This is a genomic window from Azospirillum sp. OGB3, assembly GCF_014192915.1.
Classification (GTDB): domain Bacteria; phylum Pseudomonadota; class Alphaproteobacteria; order Azospirillales; family Azospirillaceae; genus Azospirillum.
In genome coordinates, this window is the sequence record NZ_JACHYN010000002.1 from 423,239 (window position 1) to 443,267 (window position 20,029).

The following is a 20,029-nucleotide window of genomic DNA, read 5'->3' on the forward strand; positions in this document are numbered from 1 at the left end:
CCACCCGCGTTGGGAGTCCGTCATGGGCATGGGTCCGATGCGAATCGGCGTCGATCTGGGCGGCACGAAGATCGCCGCCAGCCTTCTCGCCCCGGACGGGACGGAGCGGGCGCGGCACCGCGCCGGCACGCCGCGCGGCTACGCGGAGACGCTGCAGGCGCTGGCCGTCGCCGTCGCCGCGCTGGAGGCGCAGGCGGGCTGCCGGGACGCCACGGTCGGGCTGTGCCTGCCCGGCATCGTCGACGGCGCCGCGGGCACCGTGCACGCGGTCAACCTGCCCTGGCTCGACGGCCGGCCCTTCGCCGCCGATCTGGCGCGGACGCTGGACCGCCCGGTGCGGATCGCCAACGACGCCAACGCCTTCGTCCTGTCGGAGGCGGTGGACGGCGCCGCCGCCGGGGCGTCGCTGGTCTTCGGTATCATTCTGGGCACCGGAGTTGGCGGCGGGATTGTTGCGGAGCGGCGCATCCTGGCCGGCGCCAATGCCCTGACCGGGGAGTGGGGGCACAACCCGCTGCCCTGGCGCAGCGCGGAGGACGGTCCGCCGCTGCCCTGCGGCTGCGGACGGGAGGGCTGCATCGAGACGCTGCTGTGCGGTGCCGGACTGGCCCGCCTGCACCATTGGCGCACGGGGGAGGCGCTGGCCCCGCCGGAGATCGCCGCCCGCGCCGCCGCCGGCGACGCTGCAGCACGGGCGACGCTGGATCGCCATGCCGACGCGCTGGCCCGCGCGCTGGCCGCCGTCATCAACCTGCTCGATCCCGACGCGGTGGTGGTCGGCGGCGGCCTGTCGGACCTGCCGGGGCTGTACGAGGCGGTGCCGGCCCTGTGGGGACGTTGGGCGCTGAGCCCGGCACCCCGCACCCGCCTCCTGCGGGCGCGCCATGGCGCCGAAAGCGGTATGCGCGGCGCGGCGTGGCTTTGGCCCAAGGAGTGATCCCTTCGGCCGATGTTTCGAATTTGGCGCGGCTTTTGCTCTATACCCTCCGACACGGAAGGGAGAGGGCCCATGTTCGGCTTTATATCAGGGTTTCAGAAGGGGCAGCGCGGGTCTTCGCTGCAAAGTGCAAATCAAAATGCCTATCGCAATATGCAGGAGGCAGCTCCGTCGCATCCCGCGAACGGCGTACTGGCCAAACGTCAGTTGGAGGAGGCCTGTGTCCTTCTGCAGGATGCGGCCGAGGATCTGGAGTCGGTGCTGTCGGGAATGCCGATGCCCGCCGGCCGGGCCGACCTGAACGAGGCGATCGGCACGATTATGGAGACGTTGAGGCTGGTCGCCTCCGCCCATGCGCGGCTGGAGCACCCGCAGATCCATGGCGGCGCGCTGGCCGACTGACGCTGGCCGACTGACGGGGCCGGCCGACCGACGGGGGTGTACGGAAGCCGAACGGACGGGTCGAAAACGCGAAAGGGCGGCTCCGCCGGGGAGCCGCCCTTTCGCTTGTCCGGGTGTCCGGACGCCGATCACTCGGAAACGGTCTGCCAGAAGAAGAACACGACGGCCAGAACCATCAGGGCGATGTCCATGGGTTAACTCTCCTCGAAGATGCGTGTGAGGGTCGAAATTCTGCGGCCTCTATACGACAGTTTTGCGCGCGCGTGCAGTGGGTGTTTCACGAAACGGCCATTTTGCCGCTGATCCAGGTCGCCCGCACCCGCAGCCGCTCGTCGAGATGCACGAGGTCGGCGGCCAAGCCTGGCCGGAGGCGGCCGCGCCGCGCCGCCATGCCCATGAAATCGGCCGGGTAGGCGGAGGCCATGCGCAACGCCTCGTCCAGCGGGATGCCGACCCGTTCCACGGCGTTGCGCACCGCCGTCGCCATGTCCAGGGCGGACCCGGCCAGCGTGCCGTCGGCGGTGACGCAGCGCCCGTCCTCCACCCGAATGTCCTCACCGTAAAGTTGGAAGCCGCCGGATTCGGTGGCGCCGGATTCGGTGGCGCCGGACTCGGTTGCGCCGACGGGGGGCATCGCGTCGGTCACCAGAAACAGGCGGCCGGGAGCCTTGGCCTTCCAAGCCAGACGGACGGAGGCGTCGTGGACATGGTGCCCATCGACGATGATGCCACACCAGACCGTGTCGTCTTCCAGCGCTGCCCCGACCATGCCCGGCTCGCGGGAGCCAAGCGGACTCATGGCGTTGAACAGGTGGGTCACCCCGGTGATGCCGGCGGCGAAGCCGGCCTTGGCCTGCGCCCAGGTGGCGGCGCTGTGGCCGGCGGCGATGCGCAGCCCGGCGGCGGCCAGCCGGCGGATCGGCTCGGGTGGAACCGTTTCCGGCGCCAGCGTGACCAGGGCCGGCAGGCCGGAGAGACCGCCGAGCAGGGCGAGGTCGTTCGCATCGGGGGGCGCAATGAAGCGCGCGTCATGGACGCCGCGACGCTCCGGCGCGATGTGCGGGCCTTCCAGATGGATGCCGAGCACACCCGGCACCCCCTCGGCCAGCGCGGCGCGCACCGTGGCCACGGCGGCGGCGCGCGTCTCGGCCGAATCAGTGATCAGGGTGGGCAGCAGGCCGGTGGTGCCGAACCGGCGGTGCGCCGCGGCGATGCGGCGCAGCGTCGGCAGGTCGGGCGTGTCGTTGAAAAGGGCGCCGCCGCCGCCATTCACCTGGAGGTCGATGAAGCCGGGGGCGAGGATGCCGCCGCCCAGGTCCATCACCGTGGCCTCCGGCGGAATCGCCTCGGGCGCGACGATCGCGGCGATGGCCGGACCGTCGATCAGCAGAGCGGCACCCGCCAGCACCGAATCCCCGGTGTGAAGCGTGGCGTTGACCAGCGCCTTCAGCGTCCGGTCGGCAGCGGGGCTGTGTGCGTGGCTCAATTCGGCACCCGATGGGCTGCGGCAGGGGATCGGCGGTGGGCCGACAGGAAAACCCGGCGGGGCCGATGACGCAAGAGGGCGTCGTGGGAGGTTAAAACCCTTTCTTCTGTGCGGATTATGCCGCCGGATTTGTTGGGGTATGGTGTTTGTTAGGGATTGCCAGAAGGGACAGGTTTCTGGCAGAAAAAAGGCCGCTGACGAACAGCGGCCTGAGTTTAGGGAGGAAACGCCCAAGAAGGGCGAAGCAGCAATCTCTTGCTGCGCTGCAAAATTAACAAAGATCTCGGATGGGTGAAAACCCCGAAGCAATGGCCCCATGCGGGGCCGTTGCTTTTTCCAGGGTCGCTGTGACCGGAGAGTCACAATCGTATCGGATGCGATAACATCGTTGTTCAACGCATCCGGACCTTAAGGCGCGCTTTCTCGTTGTTCCGATCGTGCGCCGGCGCCACCGCGCCCGCCGACGATGTCCGCTGACAGTGAAGGAGAGCCGCTCGTGACCGATCAGCCGCCCCCCGCCTCCACCGCAGGCAAGCCGTCGGCGCTCGTCCGGTTCGACGCCTTCGCGGCGATGCTGGGCGCCCGGCGGCCTGCCGTCTTCCTCGACTATGACGGAACCTTGACCCCGATCGTGGAGCGGCCCGACCTGGCGGTCCTCGACGACCCCGTGCGCGCGGTGATCCGTCGGCTGGCCGGGCTGTGCCCGGTGGCGGTGGTCAGCGGGCGCGACCTGGAGGATGTGGCCCGCCATGTCGGGATCGGCGACCTGATCTACGCCGGCAGCCACGGCTTCGACATCCGCGGTCCCGGCCTGCGCACCCAGATCGGTGAGGAATATCTGGGCGACCTCGACGCGGCTGAAGCGGAACTGCTGCGGCGCCTGGACGGCGTGGAGGGAGCGTTGGTCGAGCGCAAGCGCTTCGCCATCGCCATCCACACCCGGCGGGTCGCCCCGGACCGCAAGGTGTCGGTGGGCGACGCGGTGCGGGACGTCGCGGGCGCCTTTCCGGCGTTGCGCGTCACCGGTGGCAAGGAGATCCACGAACTGCGGCCCAACGTCCCCTGGGACAAGGGCAAGGCGGTCCTGTCGCTGCTCGACACCCTTGGGCTGGCGGGACAGGAGACGCTGCCGCTTTATCTCGGCGACGACGAGACGGACGAGGACGCCTTCCGCGCCCTGGCGGGACGTGGGGAAGGACGGGGTGTCGGCATCCGCGTCATGGATCCGCCGGCCCCGAGCGCCGCCGCATGGAGCCTCAAGGACCCGGCGGAGGCCGGCGCCTTCCTCGACCGCTTGGCAGGCTGGCTGGCGGAGGGCTGACCGTCCCCATCGCTCCCCGTCGCTTTCCCGCCGAAAAAGGGGTAGGGTGGTCACCGATCAATCGAGAGGTCCCATCATGGACATCGGCGCGCCCGGCGCACCGCGGATGCCGTCCCTGCCCGACGCCCAGGCCTCGGCCCTGGCGGGGCTTCAGGGCGCCCAGTCCCGCGCCGACGAGGCGGGGGCGCAGCTCGCCGCCGGCAACCTCGACCCGGCGGTGGTGGTCAGCCTGTCTTCAGCGCAGACCGACTTCGCCGCCAACGTCAAGGTCATGCAGGCCGCGCAGGACAACACAAAGCGTATTCTCGACATGCTGGTGTGATCCGTCTTCGCATCGCCAGCCTCACACCGCCAGCCTCACACCGCCAGATAGGCCCGGCGCACCGCCTCGTCCTCCAGCAGAGTCCGCATCGGGCCTTCGAAGCGGATCTGCCCCTTTTCGATGACGCTCGCCCGGTCGGCGACCGCGGCGGCGAAGGCGAGATTCTGTTCCGACACCAGGATCGACAGCCCCTCGGCCTTCAGCGCGCGCAGGGCGTCGGCCATCTGCTGCACGATGCGCGGAGCCAGCCCCTCCGACGGCTCGTCGAGCAGCAGGAGCGACGGGTTGCCCATCAACGTGCGGGCGAGCGTCAGCATCTGCTGCTCGCCGCCGCTCATCCGCCCGCCGCGGCGGCCCCGCATCTCGGCGAGGTTGGGGAAGAGCGCGTAGAGCCGGTCCGGCGTCCAGTGGGGGGCGCCGTCGCGGGGCGGCTGCCGGCCGACCTCCAGGTTCTCTTCCACCGTCAGGTCGGTGAAGACGCGGCGGTCCTCCGGCACATAGCCGAGGCCGAGCCGCGCGATGCGGTGCGGCGGCAGGGCGGAGACGTCGCGCCCGTCGAAGGTGACCGACCCGGCGCGCCGGTCGAGCAACCCCATGATCGCCTTCAGCGTCGTGGTCTTGCCAGCGCCGTTGCGGCCCATCAGGGCGACCACCTCGCCCCGGCCCACCACCAGATCGACCCCGGTCAGGATGTGCGCCCGCCCGTACCAGGCCTGAAGCCCGCGGACGCTCAGGAGTGGCTGGGTGGTCATGCGGCCCCTCCCAGATAGACGGCCTGTACCCGTGGGTCGGCGCGCACGGCGTCGGGCGTGCCCTCGGCGATCAGCTGGCCGCGGTCGAGCACGATGATGCGGGTGGCGTGGCCGAACACGACGTCCATGTCATGCTCCGTGAACAGAACGGCGAGACCGCGCTCGCGGACGAGGGAGGAGGTGAGCGCCATCAACTCCTGCCGCTCGCCGGGGGCCATGCCGGCGGTGGGTTCGTCCATCAGCAGGACCTTCGGGTCGCCGGCCAGCGCCATGGCGAGTTCGACGCGCTTCAGGTCGCCATAGGCCAGCACGCCGCAGGGCCGCTCCGCCTGGGCGCCCATGCCGACGCGTTCCAACAGGGCCATCGCCTCGTCGCGGAACCCGGCGGCGGCCGGGTTCCACAGCCCGAACAGGCGCCTGTGGACGGAGAGCAGGACCATCTGCACATTCTCGCGCACCGTCATTGAGGCGAAGGTGGCGGTGATCTGGAAGGTGCGGCCGACGCCCATCCGCCAGATGCGGCGCGGCGGCAGGCCGACGATGTCCACCCCGTCCAGCCGTACCGTGCCCGCGTCGGGCCGCAACTGGCCGTTCAGCAGATTGAAGCAGGTCGTCTTGCCGGCGCCGTTCGGCCCGATCAGCGCCAGGACCTCCCCGGCGCCCAGGACGAAGGAGACGCCGCGCACGGCCTGCACGCCGCCGAAGGCGCGCTGGAGATTCTCCACGGCGAGGCGGCGGCTCATGCATCCCTCCCGCGGGTCCACAGGTCGCGGACGAAGCCGGCGACGCCCTTGGGAAAGGCAAGCACCAGCACCAGGATGATGGCGCCCAGGACCAGCCGCCACCAGTCGGTCCGGCTCATCGCCTCGGTTTCCAGCAGGTGGAACAGCGCCGCCCCCACCACCGGACCGCTCAGCGTCTGGATGCCGCCCATCAGCACCATGACCAGCGCGTCCACCGACACGGGAACGGCCATCAGCGTGGGGAAGACGCTGCCCTTGGAAAAGGCGTAGAGCCCGCCGGCCAGACCGGCGGCGGAGCCGGCCAGGGCGAAGCTCAGCCACTGGTGGCGGCGCACGTCGATGCCCACCGACTCGGCGCGCAGCGTGGAATCGCGCCCGGCGCGCAGCGTGTAGCCGAAGGGCGCGAAGGCGGCGCGGCGCAGCAGCAGCAGCGCGCCGCCGGCCAGCGCCAGGGTCAGCCAGTAATAGGCCGCCTTGCCGGCCGCCCAGTCCGGCGGCCAAACGCCGAGAATGCCGTTGTCGCCGCCGGTGACGCCGTACCACTGGAAGGTCACCGACCAGACGATCTGCGCGAAGGCCAGCGTGAGCATGGCGAAGTAGAGGCCCGACCGCCGCACGCAGAACCAGCCCGCGGCCAGCGCCCCCAGCCCGGCGACCAGCGGGGCGGCGGCCAGCGCCAGCGGCATCGGCGCGGCGAAATGCTTGACCAGCAGGGCCGCGCCGTAGGCGCCGAGCCCGAAATAGGCGGCGTGCCCGAAGGAGACGAGGCCGCCCAGCCCGATCAGCAGATGCAGGCTGGCCGCCAGCAGCGCCAGGATCACCACCTCGGTCAGCACGATCAGCGCGTAGTCGCCGGCGACCAGCGGCACCGCCGCCAGCAGGGCGAGCAGCAGGGCGGGCGCCCAGCGCGCCGCGCCGGCCGCGGCGACCAGCGGTGGACCGGGGCTGGCGGCGGTGGGCGGAGCGTCCTCGGCGCGGCCGAGCAGGCCGTAGGGGCGGATGACCAGCACCACCGCCATGAACAGGAAGACCAGGACCAGCGTGATCTGCGGGAAGACCAGGATGCCGAAGGCCTGCAACTGCCCGATCAGCAGCGAGGCGACGAAGGCGCCGGTCAGGCTGCCCATCCCGCCGACCACGACGACCACGAAGGCCTCGACCACGATGGCCATGTCCATGTGGAGGTTCACCGCCTCGCGCGGGACCTGGAGCGCGCCGCCCAGCCCGGCCAGCGCCGATCCCAGGAACAGCACCCCGGTGAACAGCCGCGCCGGATCGACGCCGAGCGCCGAGGCCATGTCGCGGTCCTGCGTCGCTGCGCGCACCAGCGTGCCCCAGCGCGTGCGGTTGAACAGCAGCCAGAGCAGGCCCAGCACCAGCGGCCCCAGCCCGATCAGCACGAGGTCGTAGAGCGGGAAGGGCTGGTCGAGGATGTCCACGGAGCCGCGCAGCCCCGGCGCCCGCCGGCCCAGCAGATCCTCCGACCCCCAGATCCAGGAGGCGGCGTCCTGCACCACCAGCACCACGCCGAAGGTGGCGAGAAGCTGGAACAGCTCCGGCGAGCGGTAGAGGCGGCGCAGGAGCCCCACCTCCATCAGCGCGCCGAGCAGCCCGACCGCCAGCGCGGACGCGGCCACCGCGCCCCAGAAGCCCAGCGGCGTGGACCCCCAGCGCTCCACCAGCGTCCAGCCGAGATAGGCTCCCAGCATGTAGAAGGAGCCGTGCGCAAAATTCACGATCCGCGTCACGCCGAACACGATGGTCAGCCCGGACGACACCAGGAACAGCGTCGCCGCCGTGGCGAGGCCGCTGAGAAATTGCACAAGGTAGAAGGACATCGGCTCTTTCGGCGGTCTGCGGGGGAGCGAGGTCTTGCCCCCTCCCTGATCCTCCCCCGCTTCGCAGGGGAGAGGGCTTTTCTCCCTCCCCTGCGAAGCGGGGGGAGGGAAGGGGCCCGCGGCGCAGCCGCGGGAAGGGTGGGGGGAAGCGCGGCCCCTCCGCCCCTTACTCCGGGCGCATCTTGCGGACGGCCTCGTCGGACGGCAGATAATCCGCGCCGTCGGCGTAGCGCCAGCCGGTCATCGCGCCCTGGCCGCCCTTCACCGTGGTCTTGCCGACATAGGCGCCCATCGTCGCCTGATGGTCGAGCGCGCGGAAGGTGATCGGTCCGAAGGGGCTGGACAGGGCCAGGCCGGACAGCGCGTCCACCACCTTCTCCGCATCGGTGGAGCCGGCCTTCTCCACGGCGGCGGCGATGGCCTTGAACGTGGCGTAGCCGACGACCGAGCCCTGGCGCGGCGCCTCATTGAAGCGCTTCACATAGGCCTCGCGGAAAGCCTTGTGCTCGGGCGTGTCGATCTGCTCCTGCGGGTAGCCGGTGACGATCCAGCCCTCCGGCGCCTCGTCCTTCATGGGGTCGAGATATTCCGGCTCGCCGGTCAGCAGGCTGACGACGGTGCGGTTGCGGAACAGGCCGCGGCCCTCGCCCTCGCGCACGAACTTGGCGAGGTCGGCGCCGAAGGTGACGTTGAAGATGGCGTCGGGCTTGGCCGCGGCCAGAGCCTGCACGGTCGGCCCGGCCTCCAGCTTGCCCTGGGCCGGCCACTGCTCGGCGACGAACTCGACGTCCGGACGCTTCTCCGACAGGAGCTGGCGGAACCACTGCACCGCCGACTGGCCGTATTCGTAGTTGGGGGCGACGGTGGCCCAGCGCTTGGCCGGCAGCTTCGCCGCCTCCTCCACCAGCATGGCCGCCTGCATGTAGGTGCTGGGGCGCAGGCGGAAGGTGTAACGGTTGCCCTTGGTCCAGGTGATGGCGTCGGTCAGCGGCTCCGCCGCCACGAAGGGCAGCTTGTTGCGCGCGGCGAAGTCCGCTACGGCCAGCCCGACGTGGGAGAAATAGGTGCCGGCCAACAGTTCGACCTTCTCGTTCGACAGCAGCTCCTGCGCGACGCGCACGGCGTCGTCCGGCTTGCCGGCGTCATCGCGGGAGACGACCTCCAGCTTGCGCCCGCCGAGCAGGCCGCCCGCCGCGTTCACCTCCTCCACCGCGAGCTGCCAGCCCTGGCGGTAGGGGATCGTGAAGGCCGGCAGGCCGGTGTAGCTGTTGATCTCGCCGACGCGAATCGGCTGGCCACCCGCTTGGGCGTGGGATGCCGACGGCACGGCGATGCAAAGGGCGGCGGCGAGGGCGGCAGCGCCCGGCGCAAGCAGGAGATGGCGGCGGTTCATGGTCGGCGGTATCCCGGCGCGGTTGGCGGCTGCGTGAACGCATGGAACGGCAGCGTGAACGCAATGTCTGCGTTCATAGCAAACCCACCGCAAAAGTCACCGTTCCGTTGCGCCGCACCAGCCGGGTTTTCACCACGCCTGTTTTCCGCGGGCCGGTGCCGGAACCGCCGGCCTCACATCAGGCGGGAAAGGAGCATGAGGAAGGTCGCCTGCTCCTCCGGGGTCAGCGGGTCCAGCGTGCGGTGGTGCGCCTGGGTGGCGTTTCCAAGCAGGGCGTTGACCAGCGATTGGCCGGTTCGGGTCAGGCTGACGCTGGTGCGCCGCCGGTCCTGCGGGTCCGGCTGGCGTTCCACCAGCTTGCGCTCCACGAGGCGCAGGATCACACCCTGGGTGGTCGCCGGGTCCATGAAGGTCAGCCGGCCGAGCTGGTTCTGCGACAGCGACCCTTCGGTCCGCAGGGTGACCAGGGCGCCCCACTGGGTGGGGGTAAGCTGGGAGTCGCCGATCATGTCCATGAAGATGGAGGACGCGCGCTGGTGGGCCCGGCGAAGGCGATAGTGGACCTGCCCGGTCAGCAGGTAATCGTCGGTCGGAGGATGGGCGATCTGATCCATGGGCGCACACGAGCGTTGCGGAGCCGGACCGTTTCCGGTCGCGGCGGGTGTCGGCGGAACACCATGCGACAGGTTCGGCAGCGATCCCGGGGAGTGTTCCCGGGCTTGTGCCAAATGCAGCAGGCTTCGTTTTGAAGCCTAGGGGTGGAAGTCGCAATAGGCAACGCTCGCCGCTGCGGCATAGAGCCACAGTCATGGCCCTCTGACTATTTGGATTGCAAAGCACTCGCGAACGAAGATGAGTCGTGCGCTTCCATAATCTTTCCGGGGGACTGAACGGCAATCTGCATATGCGGGTGTGTTTTGGTCATGCCGGACGCTTGTCCGTAATTCGATTATGGGTTTTGTTTCGGCGGGTAAGTGTTCGGCGGCGGAGTCCTTTCGCGGTCGGACTTCGGAAGGTCGCCGTCCGGCGGCGGGACACTCCCCGGTGTGTAGGGCGGCATCACAACATCGTCGCCTGGGTGGCGGGGCGACTTGGGCGGCGGGGGCGTGGTCAGGGGTTTCGTCATGATGGCGCTTCCTTGTTGGTCCGGTTGGCGCGGCCGTGGACCGCCCAGGTGTGAACGGACGCTGCCGATGGCTGGTTCCCGAGAAAACGGGCATGCGGCTTGCGGGTCGTATGACCTTAGCTCTAATGACGCGGCCGTATGGCAATAGAGAGCCCGTCAGACGCAAGTCTTGTTGCGCCAACAACACAGGCGCGGGCAAAAACCACGGCTGAACGGCTTCACTGTTGCACGGACATCACGCCATGAGTTGTCTTTGCAGCGACTGTCCGCTTCTGCCGGAGCGGCGATTGCACATTCCAAGGCCATTCGGCCGCCCGATACGAGCCACTGATTTCAGCCTTGCGCGGTGACCCATGAAGCCCAGCTCCCTGTCCCTTCTCGCCCTCGCGCTCGCGTCCACCGTGCTGACGGCGCTGCCCGCGGCCATGCCGGTGAGCGCCCAGGAACTGCAGCCCGGTGAAACCGTGCTGGAGCGCCGCCGTCCGGAGGTCGAACAGCTCGGCATCCGCGCCGGATCGTTCCGTATCCTGCCGCGCATCGAGACCGGTCTGACCTATGAAAGCAACGTCTTCGCGACCGAGAACGACACCCGCGACGACTTCATCTGGGTCACCCAGCCGCGCGTCGACGTGCGTTCGGATTTCAATAACCACGCCCTGAACTTCTCGGCCTCCGGCAACATCGGCCGCTTCTTCGACTACTCGTCGGAGAACTACGCCGATTACCGGGCGCAGGTGGACGGCCGCTACGACATCACCCGCGACTCCTCGGTCAGCGGTCTGCTGTTCAGCCGCCGGGACCATGAGGGGCGGTCCGACCCGAACTTCGACGTGACGCTGGGCACCGGCACCGTGGTGCCGCGCTTCGCGGAGCCGGTGAACTACTTCACCCACGGCGGCGAGGCGTCCTTCAACCAGCGCTTCAACCGCCTGCGCGTCCGCCTGACCGGCGGCGCCCAGTACACCTCCTACCAGGACGCCGAGCTGACCAATGGGCGGACGGAGTCGCAGGAGGACCGCGACCGCTGGAGCTACACGGGCACCGCCCGCGCCGGCTACGAGTTCATCCAGGGCTACGAGGCCTTCGTTCAGGGCTCCTACAACTGGACTAATTACCGGCTGAGCCAGGATTTCGGCGGCGTCAACCGCGACTCGGAAGGCTACGAGGTCGTCGGCGGCTTGTCCACCGACCTGACCGGCCTGATCAACGGCGAGATCTATGCCGGCTATCTGAGCCGGACCTACGACGACCCGACGCTGAAGGATTTCGGCGGCTTGGCCGTGGGCGGCCGCCTGAACTGGTCGGTGACCCAGCTCACCTCGGTCACCGGTTCGCTCAGCCGCCAGGTCCGCGAATCGACCTACGCCCGGGGCAGCCAGATCGCGTCGAGCTACAACCGCACCGTCGCCGCCGTCGGCGTCGATCACGAGCTTCTGCGCACCCTGCTGCTGAACGCCCGCGTGCAGTGGCGCCAGGATGATTTCAACGGCGTGGACCGCACCGACGACGTCTACACGCTGGGGGCCGGCGCCAGCTACCAGCTCAGCCGCTATGTCTTCGTGAATGGCGGTTACACTTACGAAAAGCGTAACTCGAACCTCAGTGGCTTCGATTATTCCGACAATCTGGTCTATCTGCGCGTCGGCGCCCAGATGTAATCAGTTCGTCCGAAGCATGACAAAGGGGCGCTCATCGGCCGATGGGCGCCCCTTTTGCATTTCCGCCTATACGGTGACGCGAATCCTTTTCCTCCGTTGGCGTTACTTCCTCTCCACTTTTTCCCAAGCGCGTGCGAGTTGCTAGTCTCCCTCCGTGACCGCTCAGGGTTTCGGCCGCTCCCTCCGCGGGCGGCCGGGCCCGATGTCCTCACGAGCTATGGAGAAGGGTTAGGGATGAATCGACGTAACGTGTTCCGCGCGCTCGGAATGACCGTGGTCGCCGCCGCGATGGTCGGCTGCGCCGGTGGCCAGGATGCCCCTCTCGAACCGCCCGGCGTCGCCCAGATGACGGATTACCGCCTGGGGGCCGGCGACGCGCTGCGCGTCATCGTCTTCGGCGAGGAGCAGCTCTCCGGCGAGTTCCGCGTCGATGGGTCGGGCAAGGTCGCCATGCCGCTGATCGGCGAGGTGACGGCCCGTGGCCACACCCCGCGTGAATTGGAGGCCGACATCTCCAAGCGCCTGTCGCAGGGCTATGTGCGCGATGCCAAGGTCAGTGTCGAGGTGCTGAACCACCGGCCCTTCTTCATCCTGGGCGAGGTCCGCAACCCCGGCCAGTACCAGTATGTCAACGGCATGACCGCCCTGTCCGCGGTCGCGATGGCTGGCGGCTACACCTACCGCGCCAAGGAGGACTATGTCCTGATCACCCGCGGGGCCGATCCCAAGAAGGAACTGCGCCGCGCTCCGATCACCACGCCCGTGATGCCCGACGACGTGCTGCGCGTTCCGGAGCGTTATTTCTGATCGGCAGCCGGTTCCGGACACCCGCCAGACGGCTCATTTGTTTCGGAAGACTGGGGCAGGCGCCCCGCCACCATTCGACGCCATGACGATGTCCCTCTTCCCACCGGGAAGAGGGACATTTTTTGCGCGGGAGCCCTTCCCGCCGCGGCGGTCACCCGTCGTCGCGGGTGCCCTCGCCGAAGGGGAGGTCGCCCTTGCGGTAGGCGTCGGCTCCCTTGGAGTGACCGGAGGGCGCGCGGCCATCGGGCGGGGCGTGGTCGTGATCGCTGGCGGCGGGGGGCGGACGGGTGCCCGCCGCCTCGTCGTCGGTGCCCAGCGGGGCCGCCGCGGGGTCCGAGGCGGGGATTTTGTCGCCGGTCAAACCCTTGTCGATGGCGTCGCGCAGGCGCTGCGCCCCGGCGTTGGGTGTATCGGGCTTTTCCATAGGGGAAACCTGAATCGGTTGCGGGAAGGAACTGTCCCTCCTTCCAACCGGTGCCCCCAGTTGCGGTTCCCCCAGTCGCGGTTCCCCCTGGGCGGGGTGGGGCGGCCGCTTCAGGAGCGCAGGGCGTCCCGGTCCGCCTCGTCCAGGCTGTCGAGCCAGTCGTCCATGGCGATCATCGGCGGCTCGTCGCCGGCTCGCCGGGCGGCCTCCACCAGTTCGGTGTCGGCGGTGTTGGAATGGACGATGAACCACAGCATCAGCCGATTCGCATCGTCGTCGCTCAACGAACCGCCGCGTTCAGCGGTTGCGATCAGGGCGTCGATGTTGGCGAGGTAGTTGCGGTGGGCCTGCTCGTGCCGTTCCCGCCGTTCCACAGCCAGGATGGCCATCTCTGCCGTCTCCGTGGCGAAATGCCCGGCCACCTCGTGCCGAAGCGCGGTCAACTCCGCAAGCCCGACCGGACCGCCCCCGGTCATCGCCGAAAGCAGATCGAGAATGGCGCCATGCTCCGCGTCGATGACGCCGGAACCGGTCGGGATGAGGGAGCCGCCGTTGGGCGCGTGCGTCATGGGCGGGGCCGGGCGTCAGTCTGCTGGGAGGGGGTGGTGCCGGTTGCAGGGCTCGAACCCGCGACCTTCGGTTTACAAAACCGCTGCTCTACCAACTGAGCTAAACCGGCATGCCGCTCGGCCAGACCGCGGCGGGCGCCTACAGTAGCGTCCCGCGCGGCCGGCAGCAAGCCTCACCTGTGCGGCGCGAAGGGCGACGCCTCAGCGCAGCCGGGCGACCTCGTAGAGGGCGACAGCGGCGGCGTTGGACACGTTCAGGCTGCCCACCGGACCCTGGGTCGGCAGACGGGCGATGATGTCGCAGCGCTCCATGGTCAGGCGGCGCAGGCCGGCGCCCTCCGCCCCCAGCACCAACGCGGTGCGGCCGGTCAGGTTGCACTGGGCGAGCGTGCTCTTGCCCGACTCGGCGAGGCCGACGGTCCAGAAGCCCGCCTGCTGGAGGTCGGCCAGCGCGCGGGCGAGGTTGGTCACGCGGACCAGCGGCACCGACTCCAGCGCGCCCGAGGCGCTCTTGGCGAGCACGCCAGTGGTCTCCGGGGCGTTGCGCTCCGTCACCACCACCGCCTTGGCGCCGAAGGCCGAAGCGGAGCGCAGGACCGCGCCGACGTTGTGCGGGTCGGTCACCTGGTCGAGGACAACGATGAGCGCCGACGGATCCGAATCGGCCTCCGCGCAGATGTCCTCGATCCCGATCTCCTCCAGGGGCGCGACGTCCAGCGCCACGCCCTGGTGCACGGCGCCCGCCGGCAGCATGCGGTCGAGGTCGTTGCGGTCGGCCGGCATCAGGCCCGGGCGCTGCAGCCCGCGGGCCTTGGCCTGGGCCAGGACCGGCTCCAGGGCGGCGCGGCCCGCCTCGGTCGCGATCAGGCGGTGGATGCGCCGCTCCGGGTTCAGCCACGCCGCCGACACCGGGTGCAGACCGTAGAGCAGGACGCCCTGCGCGCCGCGCCCGGAGGAGCGGTCACCGCGCGACTCGCGTTGGGACGGGGAAGGGCCCTTGGATGGGGCAGGGGGCTGGCCGTGGGGCGCGAATGGCTTCTTCGAACGGGTCATGGTGTCCGGCTGGAGGGGGCAGGGCTAAGCCCGCCGCGGTTATTCACAGTTTTCTGGTTTGGACTGCTTCAGACGTGTTGACAAGGCCTGAAAAATTCTCATAGTGCCGAACTCCGCGGCGGGCATGTCCCGCAGCGGACCTGAGGAAGGGTGGCCGAGTGGTTAAAGGCAGCAGACTGTAAATCTGCCCGCGTAAGCGTACGCTGGTTCAAATCCAGCCCCTTCCACCACTACATTCCACGGCTTGTCCGTGATCGCGTTTCCCGGTCGATAGCGCCGGGCGGGGCATGGCAGGCGGGTGTAGCTCAATGGTAGAGCAGAAGCCTTCCAAGCTTACGACGGGGGTTCGATTCCCCTCACCCGCTCCAATCCCCCCGCGCTAAGGGAAATGTCGGTCTCGGCCGGGCCATTGTGTGCGTCCGGAACGTCGGGAACGAAAGACCAAAGCGATGGCGAAGGCAAAGTTTGAGCGGAACAAGCCGCACTGCAACATTGGCACGATCGGCCACGTCGACCACGGCAAGACGTCGCTGACGGCGGCGATCACGAAGGTGCTGGCCGAGAGCGGCGGCGCGACCTTCACCGCCTACGACCAGATCGACAAGGCGCCGGAAGAGAAGGCCCGTGGCATCACGATCTCGACGGCGCACGTCGAGTACGAGACGACCAACCGCCACTACGCCCACGTCGATTGCCCGGGCCACGCCGACTACGTGAAGAACATGATCACGGGCGCCGCGCAGATGGACGGCGCGATCCTGGTCGTGTCGGCCGCCGACGGCCCGATGCCGCAGACCCGCGAGCACATCCTGCTGGCCCGCCAGGTCGGCGTGCCGGCGCTGGTGGTGTTCATGAACAAGGTCGACATGGTCGACGATCCGGAGCTGCTCGAGCTGGTCGAGATGGAGGTGCGCGAGCTGCTGTCCTCCTACCAGTTCCCGGGCGACGACATTCCGATCGTCAAGGGCTCGGCGCTGTGCGCTCTGGAGGACCGTTCGCCGGAGATCGGCCGTGACGCGATCCTCAAGCTGATGGCCGAGGTCGACCAGTACATCCCGCAGCCGGAGCGTCCGAAGGACCGTCCGTTCCTGATGCCGATCGAGGACGTGTTCTCGATCTCGGGCCGCGGCACCGTGGTGACCGGGCGCGTCGAGCGCGGCATCGTCAAGGTCGGCGAGGAAGTCGAGATCGTCGGTCTGAAGACCACGGTCAAGACCACGGTGACCGGTGTGGAGATGTTCCGCAAGCTGCTCGACTCGGGTGAGGCTGGCGACAACATCGGCGCGCTGCTGCGCGGCACGAAGCGTGAGGACGTCGAGCGCGGCCAGGTTTTGGCCAAGCCGGGCAGCATCACGCCGCACACCACCTTCAAGGCCGAGGCCTACATCCTGACGAAGGAAGAGGGTGGCCGTCACACGCCGTTCTTCACCAACTACCGTCCGCAGTTCTACTTCCGCACGACCGACGTGACGGGCATGGTGAAGCTGCCGGAAGGCACCGAGATGGTGATGCCGGGCGACAACATCTCCATGGAAGTCGAACTGATCGCTCCGATCGCCATGGACGAGGGCCTGCGCTTCGCCATCCGCGAGGGTGGCCGCACCGTCGGCGCCGGCGTCGTCGCCTCGATCATCAAGTAAGGTAAAGGAGTCGGTCCCGCCGCCGTTCCCTCGTGGTTCGGCGGCAGGATCGGTCCCTGTCGTTTTCGGCGTGCCGGCCGATAAAAAGGCTGGCAAGCCACGCGGCTATGCGCTATAAGCTCGGCTCCCCGCAGGGGGTAGAGCCTGCGGCGATAGGAGTGTAGCTCAATTGGTAGAGCACCGGTCTCCAAAACCGGGGGCTGGGGGTTCGAGCCCCTCCACTCCTGCCACGCCGTACCGAACAAGAACGGGCCGCTGACCGCGCCCTACACGTCGCACCGGAGCCCGCACGGTCTACGATGGCTAAAGTGAACCCCGCAGAATTCGCGCGCGACGTCCGCCGCGAGGTGGCCAAGGTCACCTGGCCGACCCGCAAGGAAACCGGCGTGACGACCGCCATGGTGTTCGTCATGGTGGTGCTGGCTTCGCTGTTCTTCCTCGTCGTGGATCAGGTGCTGGCCTTCGCCGTCCGTATGATCCTTGGGCTGGGAGCCTGATCGCCATGGCCGCGCGCTGGTACGTCGTTCACGTCTATTCGGGCTTCGAAAAGAAGGTTTCCCAGGCCATCCGCGAGAAGGCGGCTCAGAAGGGTCTGGAAGACAAGTTCGAAGAAATCCTGGTGCCGACCGAGGAAGTGGTCGAGGTGCGCCGGGGTTCCAAGATCAACACCGAGCGGAAGTTCTTCCCCGGCTACGTCCTCATCAAGATGGATTTGACGGACGAGTCCTGGCATCTCGTGAAGAACACGCCGAAGGTTACCGGCTTCCTGGGTGGCGGCGGCAAGCCGCAGCCGATCAGCCAGCGCGAAGCCGAGCGGATCATCCATCAGGTGCAGGAAGGCTTTGAGCGCCCCAAGCCCTCGATCACCTTCGAGGTGGGCGAGCAGGTTCGTGTGAGCGACGGCCCCTTCACCTCCTTCAACGGCACCGTCGAGGAAGTCGACGAGGAGAAGGCCCGCCTCAAGGTGGCGGTGTCGATCTTCGGCCGCTCCACGCCGGTCGAGCTGGAATACACCCAGGTCGAGAAGGTCTGAGACCAATCGTTTTCCCGGAGCACGTGATGAACAGTCACGTGCTCCTTTCTGCTGCGGAAGGCCCGCCATAGCCGCACCGCAAAGCCCCGCGACGCCGGACAGCGTATCGAGGCGTCGTATCTGGAGGTTGTGACATGGCAAAGAAAATCGTCGGCTTCATCAAGCTGCAGGTTCCGGCCGGCAAGGCGAATCCGTCGCCGCCCATCGGCCCGGCGCTCGGTCAGCGCGGCCTGAACATCATGGAGTTCTGCAAGGCGTTCAACGCCAAGACGCAGGACCTGGAAGTCGGTATGCCGATCCCGGTGGTCATCACCGCCTACGGCGACCGTACCTTCACCTTCGTCACGAAGACCCCGCCGGTCAGCTACTTCCTGAAGAAGGCCGCTGGCATCGACAAGGGCTCGCAGACCACCGGCAAGGGCGCTTTCGCCGGCAAGATCACGAAGACCCAGATTCGTGACATCGCCGAGAAGAAGATGAAGGACCTGAACGCCCACGACGTCGAGGCGGCCGCGAGCATGATCGCTGGTTCCGCCCGCTCGATGGGCCTCGAAGTGGTGGAGGGCTGATCCCATGGCGAAGCTCGGCAAGCGTCTGACCGATTCCTACAAGAAGGTCGACCGCGAGGCGCTCTACTCCCTGGAAGGCGCCGTCTCCCTGATCAAGGGCCTGCCCAAGGCGAAGTTCGATGAGACCATCGAAATCGCCATGAACCTGGGCATCGACCCGCGCCACGCCGACCAGATGGTCCGCGGCGTGGTGAACCTGCCGAACGGCACCGGCAAGACCGTGCGCGTCGCCGTGTTCGCCAAGGGCACCAAGGCGGACGACGCCCTGGCCGCCGGCGCGGACATCGTCGGCGCCGACGATCTGGCCGAGAAGATCCTGGCCGGCAACATCGACTTCGACCGCTGCATCGCGTCCCCGGACATGATGGGCGTCGTCGGCAAGCTCGGTAAGGTGCTCGGCCCGCGCGGCCTGATGCCGAACCCGAAGCTCGGCACCGTGACCCCGGACGTGGCCGGCGCCGTGAAGGCCGCCAAGGCCGGCGCCGTGGAGTTCCGCGCCGAGAAGACCGGCATCGTGCACGCCGGCGTCGGCAAGGCCAGCTTCTCGGAAGAGGCTCTGGTGCAGAACATCCGCGCCTTCGTGGATGCCATCACCCGCGCCAAGCCGACCGGTGCCAAGGGCCAGTACCTGCTGAAGGTCTCGCTGTCCTCGACCATGGGTCCGGGCCTGAAGCTGGATCTGTCCACTCTGGCCGCCACGGCCTGAGTGACCTGAGTTTCGCCGCCGGTTTCCTCGGGAACCGGCGGCGATCGGGTGTCCCTGCGGGGATGCCCACCCTGTCCAAGACCGCTGGTGCCGACGTCTCTCCGGAGATCGAAGCTTAAACCCGCCAGAGCAGACAGGAGTTGAACCGTTAACCACGCGGGCTTGCCCGCGGTTCAGGAACGGCTCGAACTTCTGGGACAGGTTCGCCGGGGCCTCCGACCGCAAGGAAAGGGGTCCCTCGTAAACCTCTGTGCAAGGAGGCGATCCGTGGATCGTACACAAAAAGAAGCGACGATCGCGGACCTGCAGTCGAAGCTCCAGGAAACGGGCCTGGTGGTGGTCACCCACCATCTCGGCCTGACGGTGGCGGAAGTCACCGACCTGCGTGGCAAGATTCGGGCCGCGGGCGCGAGCTTCAAGGTGACGAAGAACCGGCTCGCCCGCCGCGCCCTTCAGGGCACGCAGTTCGAAGGTCTGGACGGTCTCTTCAAGGGACCGACCGCGATCGCCTACTCGAAGGATCCCGTCGCGGCCGCCAAGGTGGTGGCCGACTACGCGAAGACCAACGAGAAGCTGAAGATCGTCGGTGCCGCTCTCGGCGACCAGATCCTCGACGCGGAGGGAGTGAAGGCTCTCGCCACGCTCCCGTCGCTGGACGAACTGCGCGCCAAGCTCGTGGGCATGATCCAGACCCCGGCGACCCGCATCGCCGGCGTTCTCCAGGCTCCGGGCGGCCAGGTCGCCCGTGTGCTGGCGGCCTACGCGAAGAAGGACGAGGCGGCCTGAGCCGCATCCGTCTAGCTGTCTACCCATCCCAGAACATCGAGTTGTTGGAGCATCAAAATGGCTGATCTGCAGAAGCTGGTCGACGATCTCTCGGCCCTGACCGTCATCGAGGCCGCCGAGCTGTCGAAGCTGCTGGAAGAGAAGTGGGGCGTCTCCGCCGCCGCTCCGGTGGCCGTTGCCGCCGCCGGTCCGGCCGCCGCCGCCGCCCCGGTCGAAGAGCAGACCGAGTTCAACGTGATCCTCGCCGACGCCGGCGACAAGAAGATCAACGTGATCAAGGAAGTCCGCGCCATCACCGGCCTGGGCCTGAAGGAAGCCAAGGACCTGGTCGAAGGCGCTCCGAAGCCGGTCAAGGAAGGCGTGTCGAAGGACGAGGCCGCCAAGATCAAGAAGCAGCTTGAAGAGGCCGGCGCGAAGGTCGATATTAAGTAAGACCGTCTTGCTGCGACGGATAAGACATATCC

General features: G+C 68.3%; 22 protein-coding genes and 4 tRNA genes. 16 read left to right on the forward strand and 10 right to left on the reverse strand.

Going from position 1 to position 20,029, the window contains the following annotated elements; translation table 11 throughout:
- Positions 1-22: 22 nt before the first annotated feature.
- Both FHW79_RS05795 and FHW79_RS05800 read left to right on the forward strand, forming a co-directional pair.
- Positions 23-937, forward strand: coding sequence for an ROK family protein (locus tag FHW79_RS05795; protein ID WP_247884188.1), 915 nt, complete (start codon positions 23-25; stop codon positions 935-937).
- 72 nt (positions 938-1,009) lie between these two features.
- Positions 1,010-1,339 carry a hypothetical protein gene (locus FHW79_RS05800; RefSeq protein ID WP_183178046.1) on the forward strand — a complete coding sequence of 110 codons (330 nt, stop codon included), beginning with the start codon at positions 1,010-1,012 and terminating at the stop codon, positions 1,337-1,339.
- A gap of 277 nt (positions 1,340-1,616) precedes the next feature.
- Here FHW79_RS05800 and nagA read toward each other — a convergent pair whose 3' ends face one another.
- The gene (nagA, locus tag FHW79_RS05805; RefSeq protein ID WP_211108125.1) at positions 1,617-2,825 is read right to left on the reverse strand and encodes an N-acetylglucosamine-6-phosphate deacetylase; all 1,209 of its coding nucleotides are present in this window, start codon (positions 2,823-2,825) and stop codon (positions 1,617-1,619) included.
- A 496-nt stretch (positions 2,826-3,321) separates the two neighbouring features.
- Between nagA and otsB the strand changes: the two genes are divergently transcribed.
- Together otsB and FHW79_RS05815 are read left to right on the forward strand one after the other, a co-directional pair.
- Positions 3,322-4,146, forward strand: a complete 825-nt coding sequence (gene otsB / locus FHW79_RS05810) for a trehalose-phosphatase (protein ID WP_183178047.1) — start codon at positions 3,322-3,324, stop codon at positions 4,144-4,146.
- Positions 4,147-4,222: 76 nt separating this feature from the next.
- A complete protein-coding gene (locus tag FHW79_RS05815) occupies positions 4,223-4,468 on the forward strand; it encodes a hypothetical protein (protein ID WP_137139021.1) in 246 nt (81 codons plus the stop codon).
- Positions 4,469-4,503: 35 nt separating this feature from the next.
- Here FHW79_RS05815 and FHW79_RS05820 read toward each other — a convergent pair whose 3' ends face one another.
- The 5 genes from FHW79_RS05820 to FHW79_RS05840 all read right to left on the reverse strand — a co-directional run bounded on the left by FHW79_RS05820 (position 4,504) and on the right by FHW79_RS05840 (position 9,808).
- Entirely contained in the window at positions 4,504-5,220 is a 717-nt protein-coding gene (locus FHW79_RS05820; protein WP_183178048.1) for an ABC transporter ATP-binding protein, read from the reverse strand.
- Entirely contained in the window at positions 5,217-5,963 is a 747-nt protein-coding gene (locus FHW79_RS05825) for an ABC transporter ATP-binding protein (protein WP_183178049.1), read from the reverse strand. The genes FHW79_RS05820 and FHW79_RS05825 overlap by 4 nt, the downstream gene beginning before the upstream one ends.
- On the reverse strand, positions 5,960-7,801 hold the full coding sequence (locus FHW79_RS05830) for an ABC transporter permease (protein WP_183178050.1): 1,842 nt from the start codon (positions 7,799-7,801) through the stop codon (positions 5,960-5,962). The genes FHW79_RS05825 and FHW79_RS05830 overlap by 4 nt, the downstream gene beginning before the upstream one ends.
- Positions 7,802-7,967: 166 nt before the next feature.
- Positions 7,968-9,194 (reverse strand): ABC transporter substrate-binding protein, encoded by a 1,227-nt coding sequence (locus tag FHW79_RS05835; protein ID WP_183178051.1) that lies wholly within the window; start codon positions 9,192-9,194, stop codon positions 7,968-7,970.
- Positions 9,195-9,367: 173 nt separating this feature from the next.
- Positions 9,368-9,808, reverse strand: coding sequence for a MarR family transcriptional regulator (locus tag FHW79_RS05840; RefSeq protein ID WP_183178052.1), 441 nt, complete (start codon positions 9,806-9,808; stop codon positions 9,368-9,370).
- An 865-nt stretch (positions 9,809-10,673) separates the two neighbouring features.
- On the opposite strand from FHW79_RS05840, the gene FHW79_RS05845 reads away from it, so the two are divergent.
- The gene (locus FHW79_RS05845; RefSeq protein ID WP_183178053.1) at positions 10,674-11,978 is read left to right on the forward strand and encodes an outer membrane beta-barrel protein; all 1,305 of its coding nucleotides are present in this window, start codon (positions 10,674-10,676) and stop codon (positions 11,976-11,978) included.
- Positions 11,979-12,212: 234 nt separating this feature from the next.
- Positions 12,213-12,785 (forward strand): polysaccharide biosynthesis/export family protein, encoded by a 573-nt coding sequence (locus tag FHW79_RS05850; protein WP_114860736.1) that lies wholly within the window; start codon positions 12,213-12,215, stop codon positions 12,783-12,785.
- 151 nt (positions 12,786-12,936) lie between these two features.
- Here FHW79_RS05850 and FHW79_RS05855 read toward each other — a convergent pair whose 3' ends face one another.
- The 4 genes from FHW79_RS05855 to rlmB form a co-directional block, all read right to left on the reverse strand.
- Entirely contained in the window at positions 12,937-13,209 is a 273-nt protein-coding gene (locus FHW79_RS05855; RefSeq protein WP_183178054.1) for a hypothetical protein, read from the reverse strand.
- Between the two features lie 110 nt (positions 13,210-13,319).
- On the reverse strand, positions 13,320-13,778 hold the full coding sequence (locus FHW79_RS05860; protein ID WP_183178055.1) for a hemerythrin family protein: 459 nt from the start codon (positions 13,776-13,778) through the stop codon (positions 13,320-13,322).
- 34 nt (positions 13,779-13,812) lie between these two features.
- Positions 13,813-13,888, reverse strand: a tRNA-Thr gene (locus FHW79_RS05865).
- A gap of 91 nt (positions 13,889-13,979) precedes the next feature.
- Positions 13,980-14,831 (reverse strand): 23S rRNA (guanosine(2251)-2'-O)-methyltransferase RlmB, encoded by an 852-nt coding sequence (gene rlmB / locus FHW79_RS05870; protein ID WP_183178056.1) that lies wholly within the window; start codon positions 14,829-14,831, stop codon positions 13,980-13,982.
- 144 nt (positions 14,832-14,975) lie between these two features.
- On the opposite strand from rlmB, the gene FHW79_RS05875 reads away from it, so the two are divergent.
- The 10 genes from FHW79_RS05875 to rplL all read left to right on the forward strand — a co-directional run bounded on the left by FHW79_RS05875 (position 14,976) and on the right by rplL (position 19,997).
- Positions 14,976-15,061: transfer RNA gene (locus FHW79_RS05875), tRNA-Tyr, on the forward strand.
- A 64-nt stretch (positions 15,062-15,125) separates the two neighbouring features.
- Positions 15,126-15,199 (forward strand) — tRNA-Gly (locus tag FHW79_RS05880).
- A gap of 81 nt (positions 15,200-15,280) precedes the next feature.
- A complete protein-coding gene (gene tuf / locus FHW79_RS05885; RefSeq protein ID WP_014241041.1) occupies positions 15,281-16,471 on the forward strand; it encodes an elongation factor Tu in 1,191 nt (396 codons plus the stop codon).
- 154 nt (positions 16,472-16,625) lie between these two features.
- Positions 16,626-16,701: transfer RNA gene (locus FHW79_RS05890), tRNA-Trp, on the forward strand.
- Between the two features lie 69 nt (positions 16,702-16,770).
- Positions 16,771-16,968, forward strand: coding sequence for a preprotein translocase subunit SecE (secE, locus tag FHW79_RS05895; RefSeq protein ID WP_035675069.1), 198 nt, complete (start codon positions 16,771-16,773; stop codon positions 16,966-16,968).
- A 5-nt stretch (positions 16,969-16,973) separates the two neighbouring features.
- The gene (gene nusG / locus FHW79_RS05900) at positions 16,974-17,504 is read left to right on the forward strand and encodes a transcription termination/antitermination protein NusG (protein ID WP_014241052.1); all 531 of its coding nucleotides are present in this window, start codon (positions 16,974-16,976) and stop codon (positions 17,502-17,504) included.
- Between the two features lie 134 nt (positions 17,505-17,638).
- Positions 17,639-18,073 (forward strand): 50S ribosomal protein L11, encoded by a 435-nt coding sequence (rplK, locus tag FHW79_RS05905; protein WP_014241051.1) that lies wholly within the window; start codon positions 17,639-17,641, stop codon positions 18,071-18,073.
- Positions 18,074-18,077: 4 nt separating this feature from the next.
- Complete coding sequence (gene rplA, locus FHW79_RS05910) at positions 18,078-18,779, forward strand: 50S ribosomal protein L1 (protein WP_035675066.1); 702 nt, start codon at positions 18,078-18,080, stop codon at positions 18,777-18,779.
- Positions 18,780-19,046: 267 nt separating this feature from the next.
- A complete protein-coding gene (gene rplJ / locus FHW79_RS05915) occupies positions 19,047-19,565 on the forward strand; it encodes a 50S ribosomal protein L10 (protein WP_014241049.1) in 519 nt (172 codons plus the stop codon).
- A 57-nt stretch (positions 19,566-19,622) separates the two neighbouring features.
- Positions 19,623-19,997 carry a 50S ribosomal protein L7/L12 gene (gene rplL / locus FHW79_RS05920; protein ID WP_014241048.1) on the forward strand — a complete coding sequence of 125 codons (375 nt, stop codon included), beginning with the start codon at positions 19,623-19,625 and terminating at the stop codon, positions 19,995-19,997.
- Positions 19,998-20,029 lie beyond the last annotated feature (32 nt).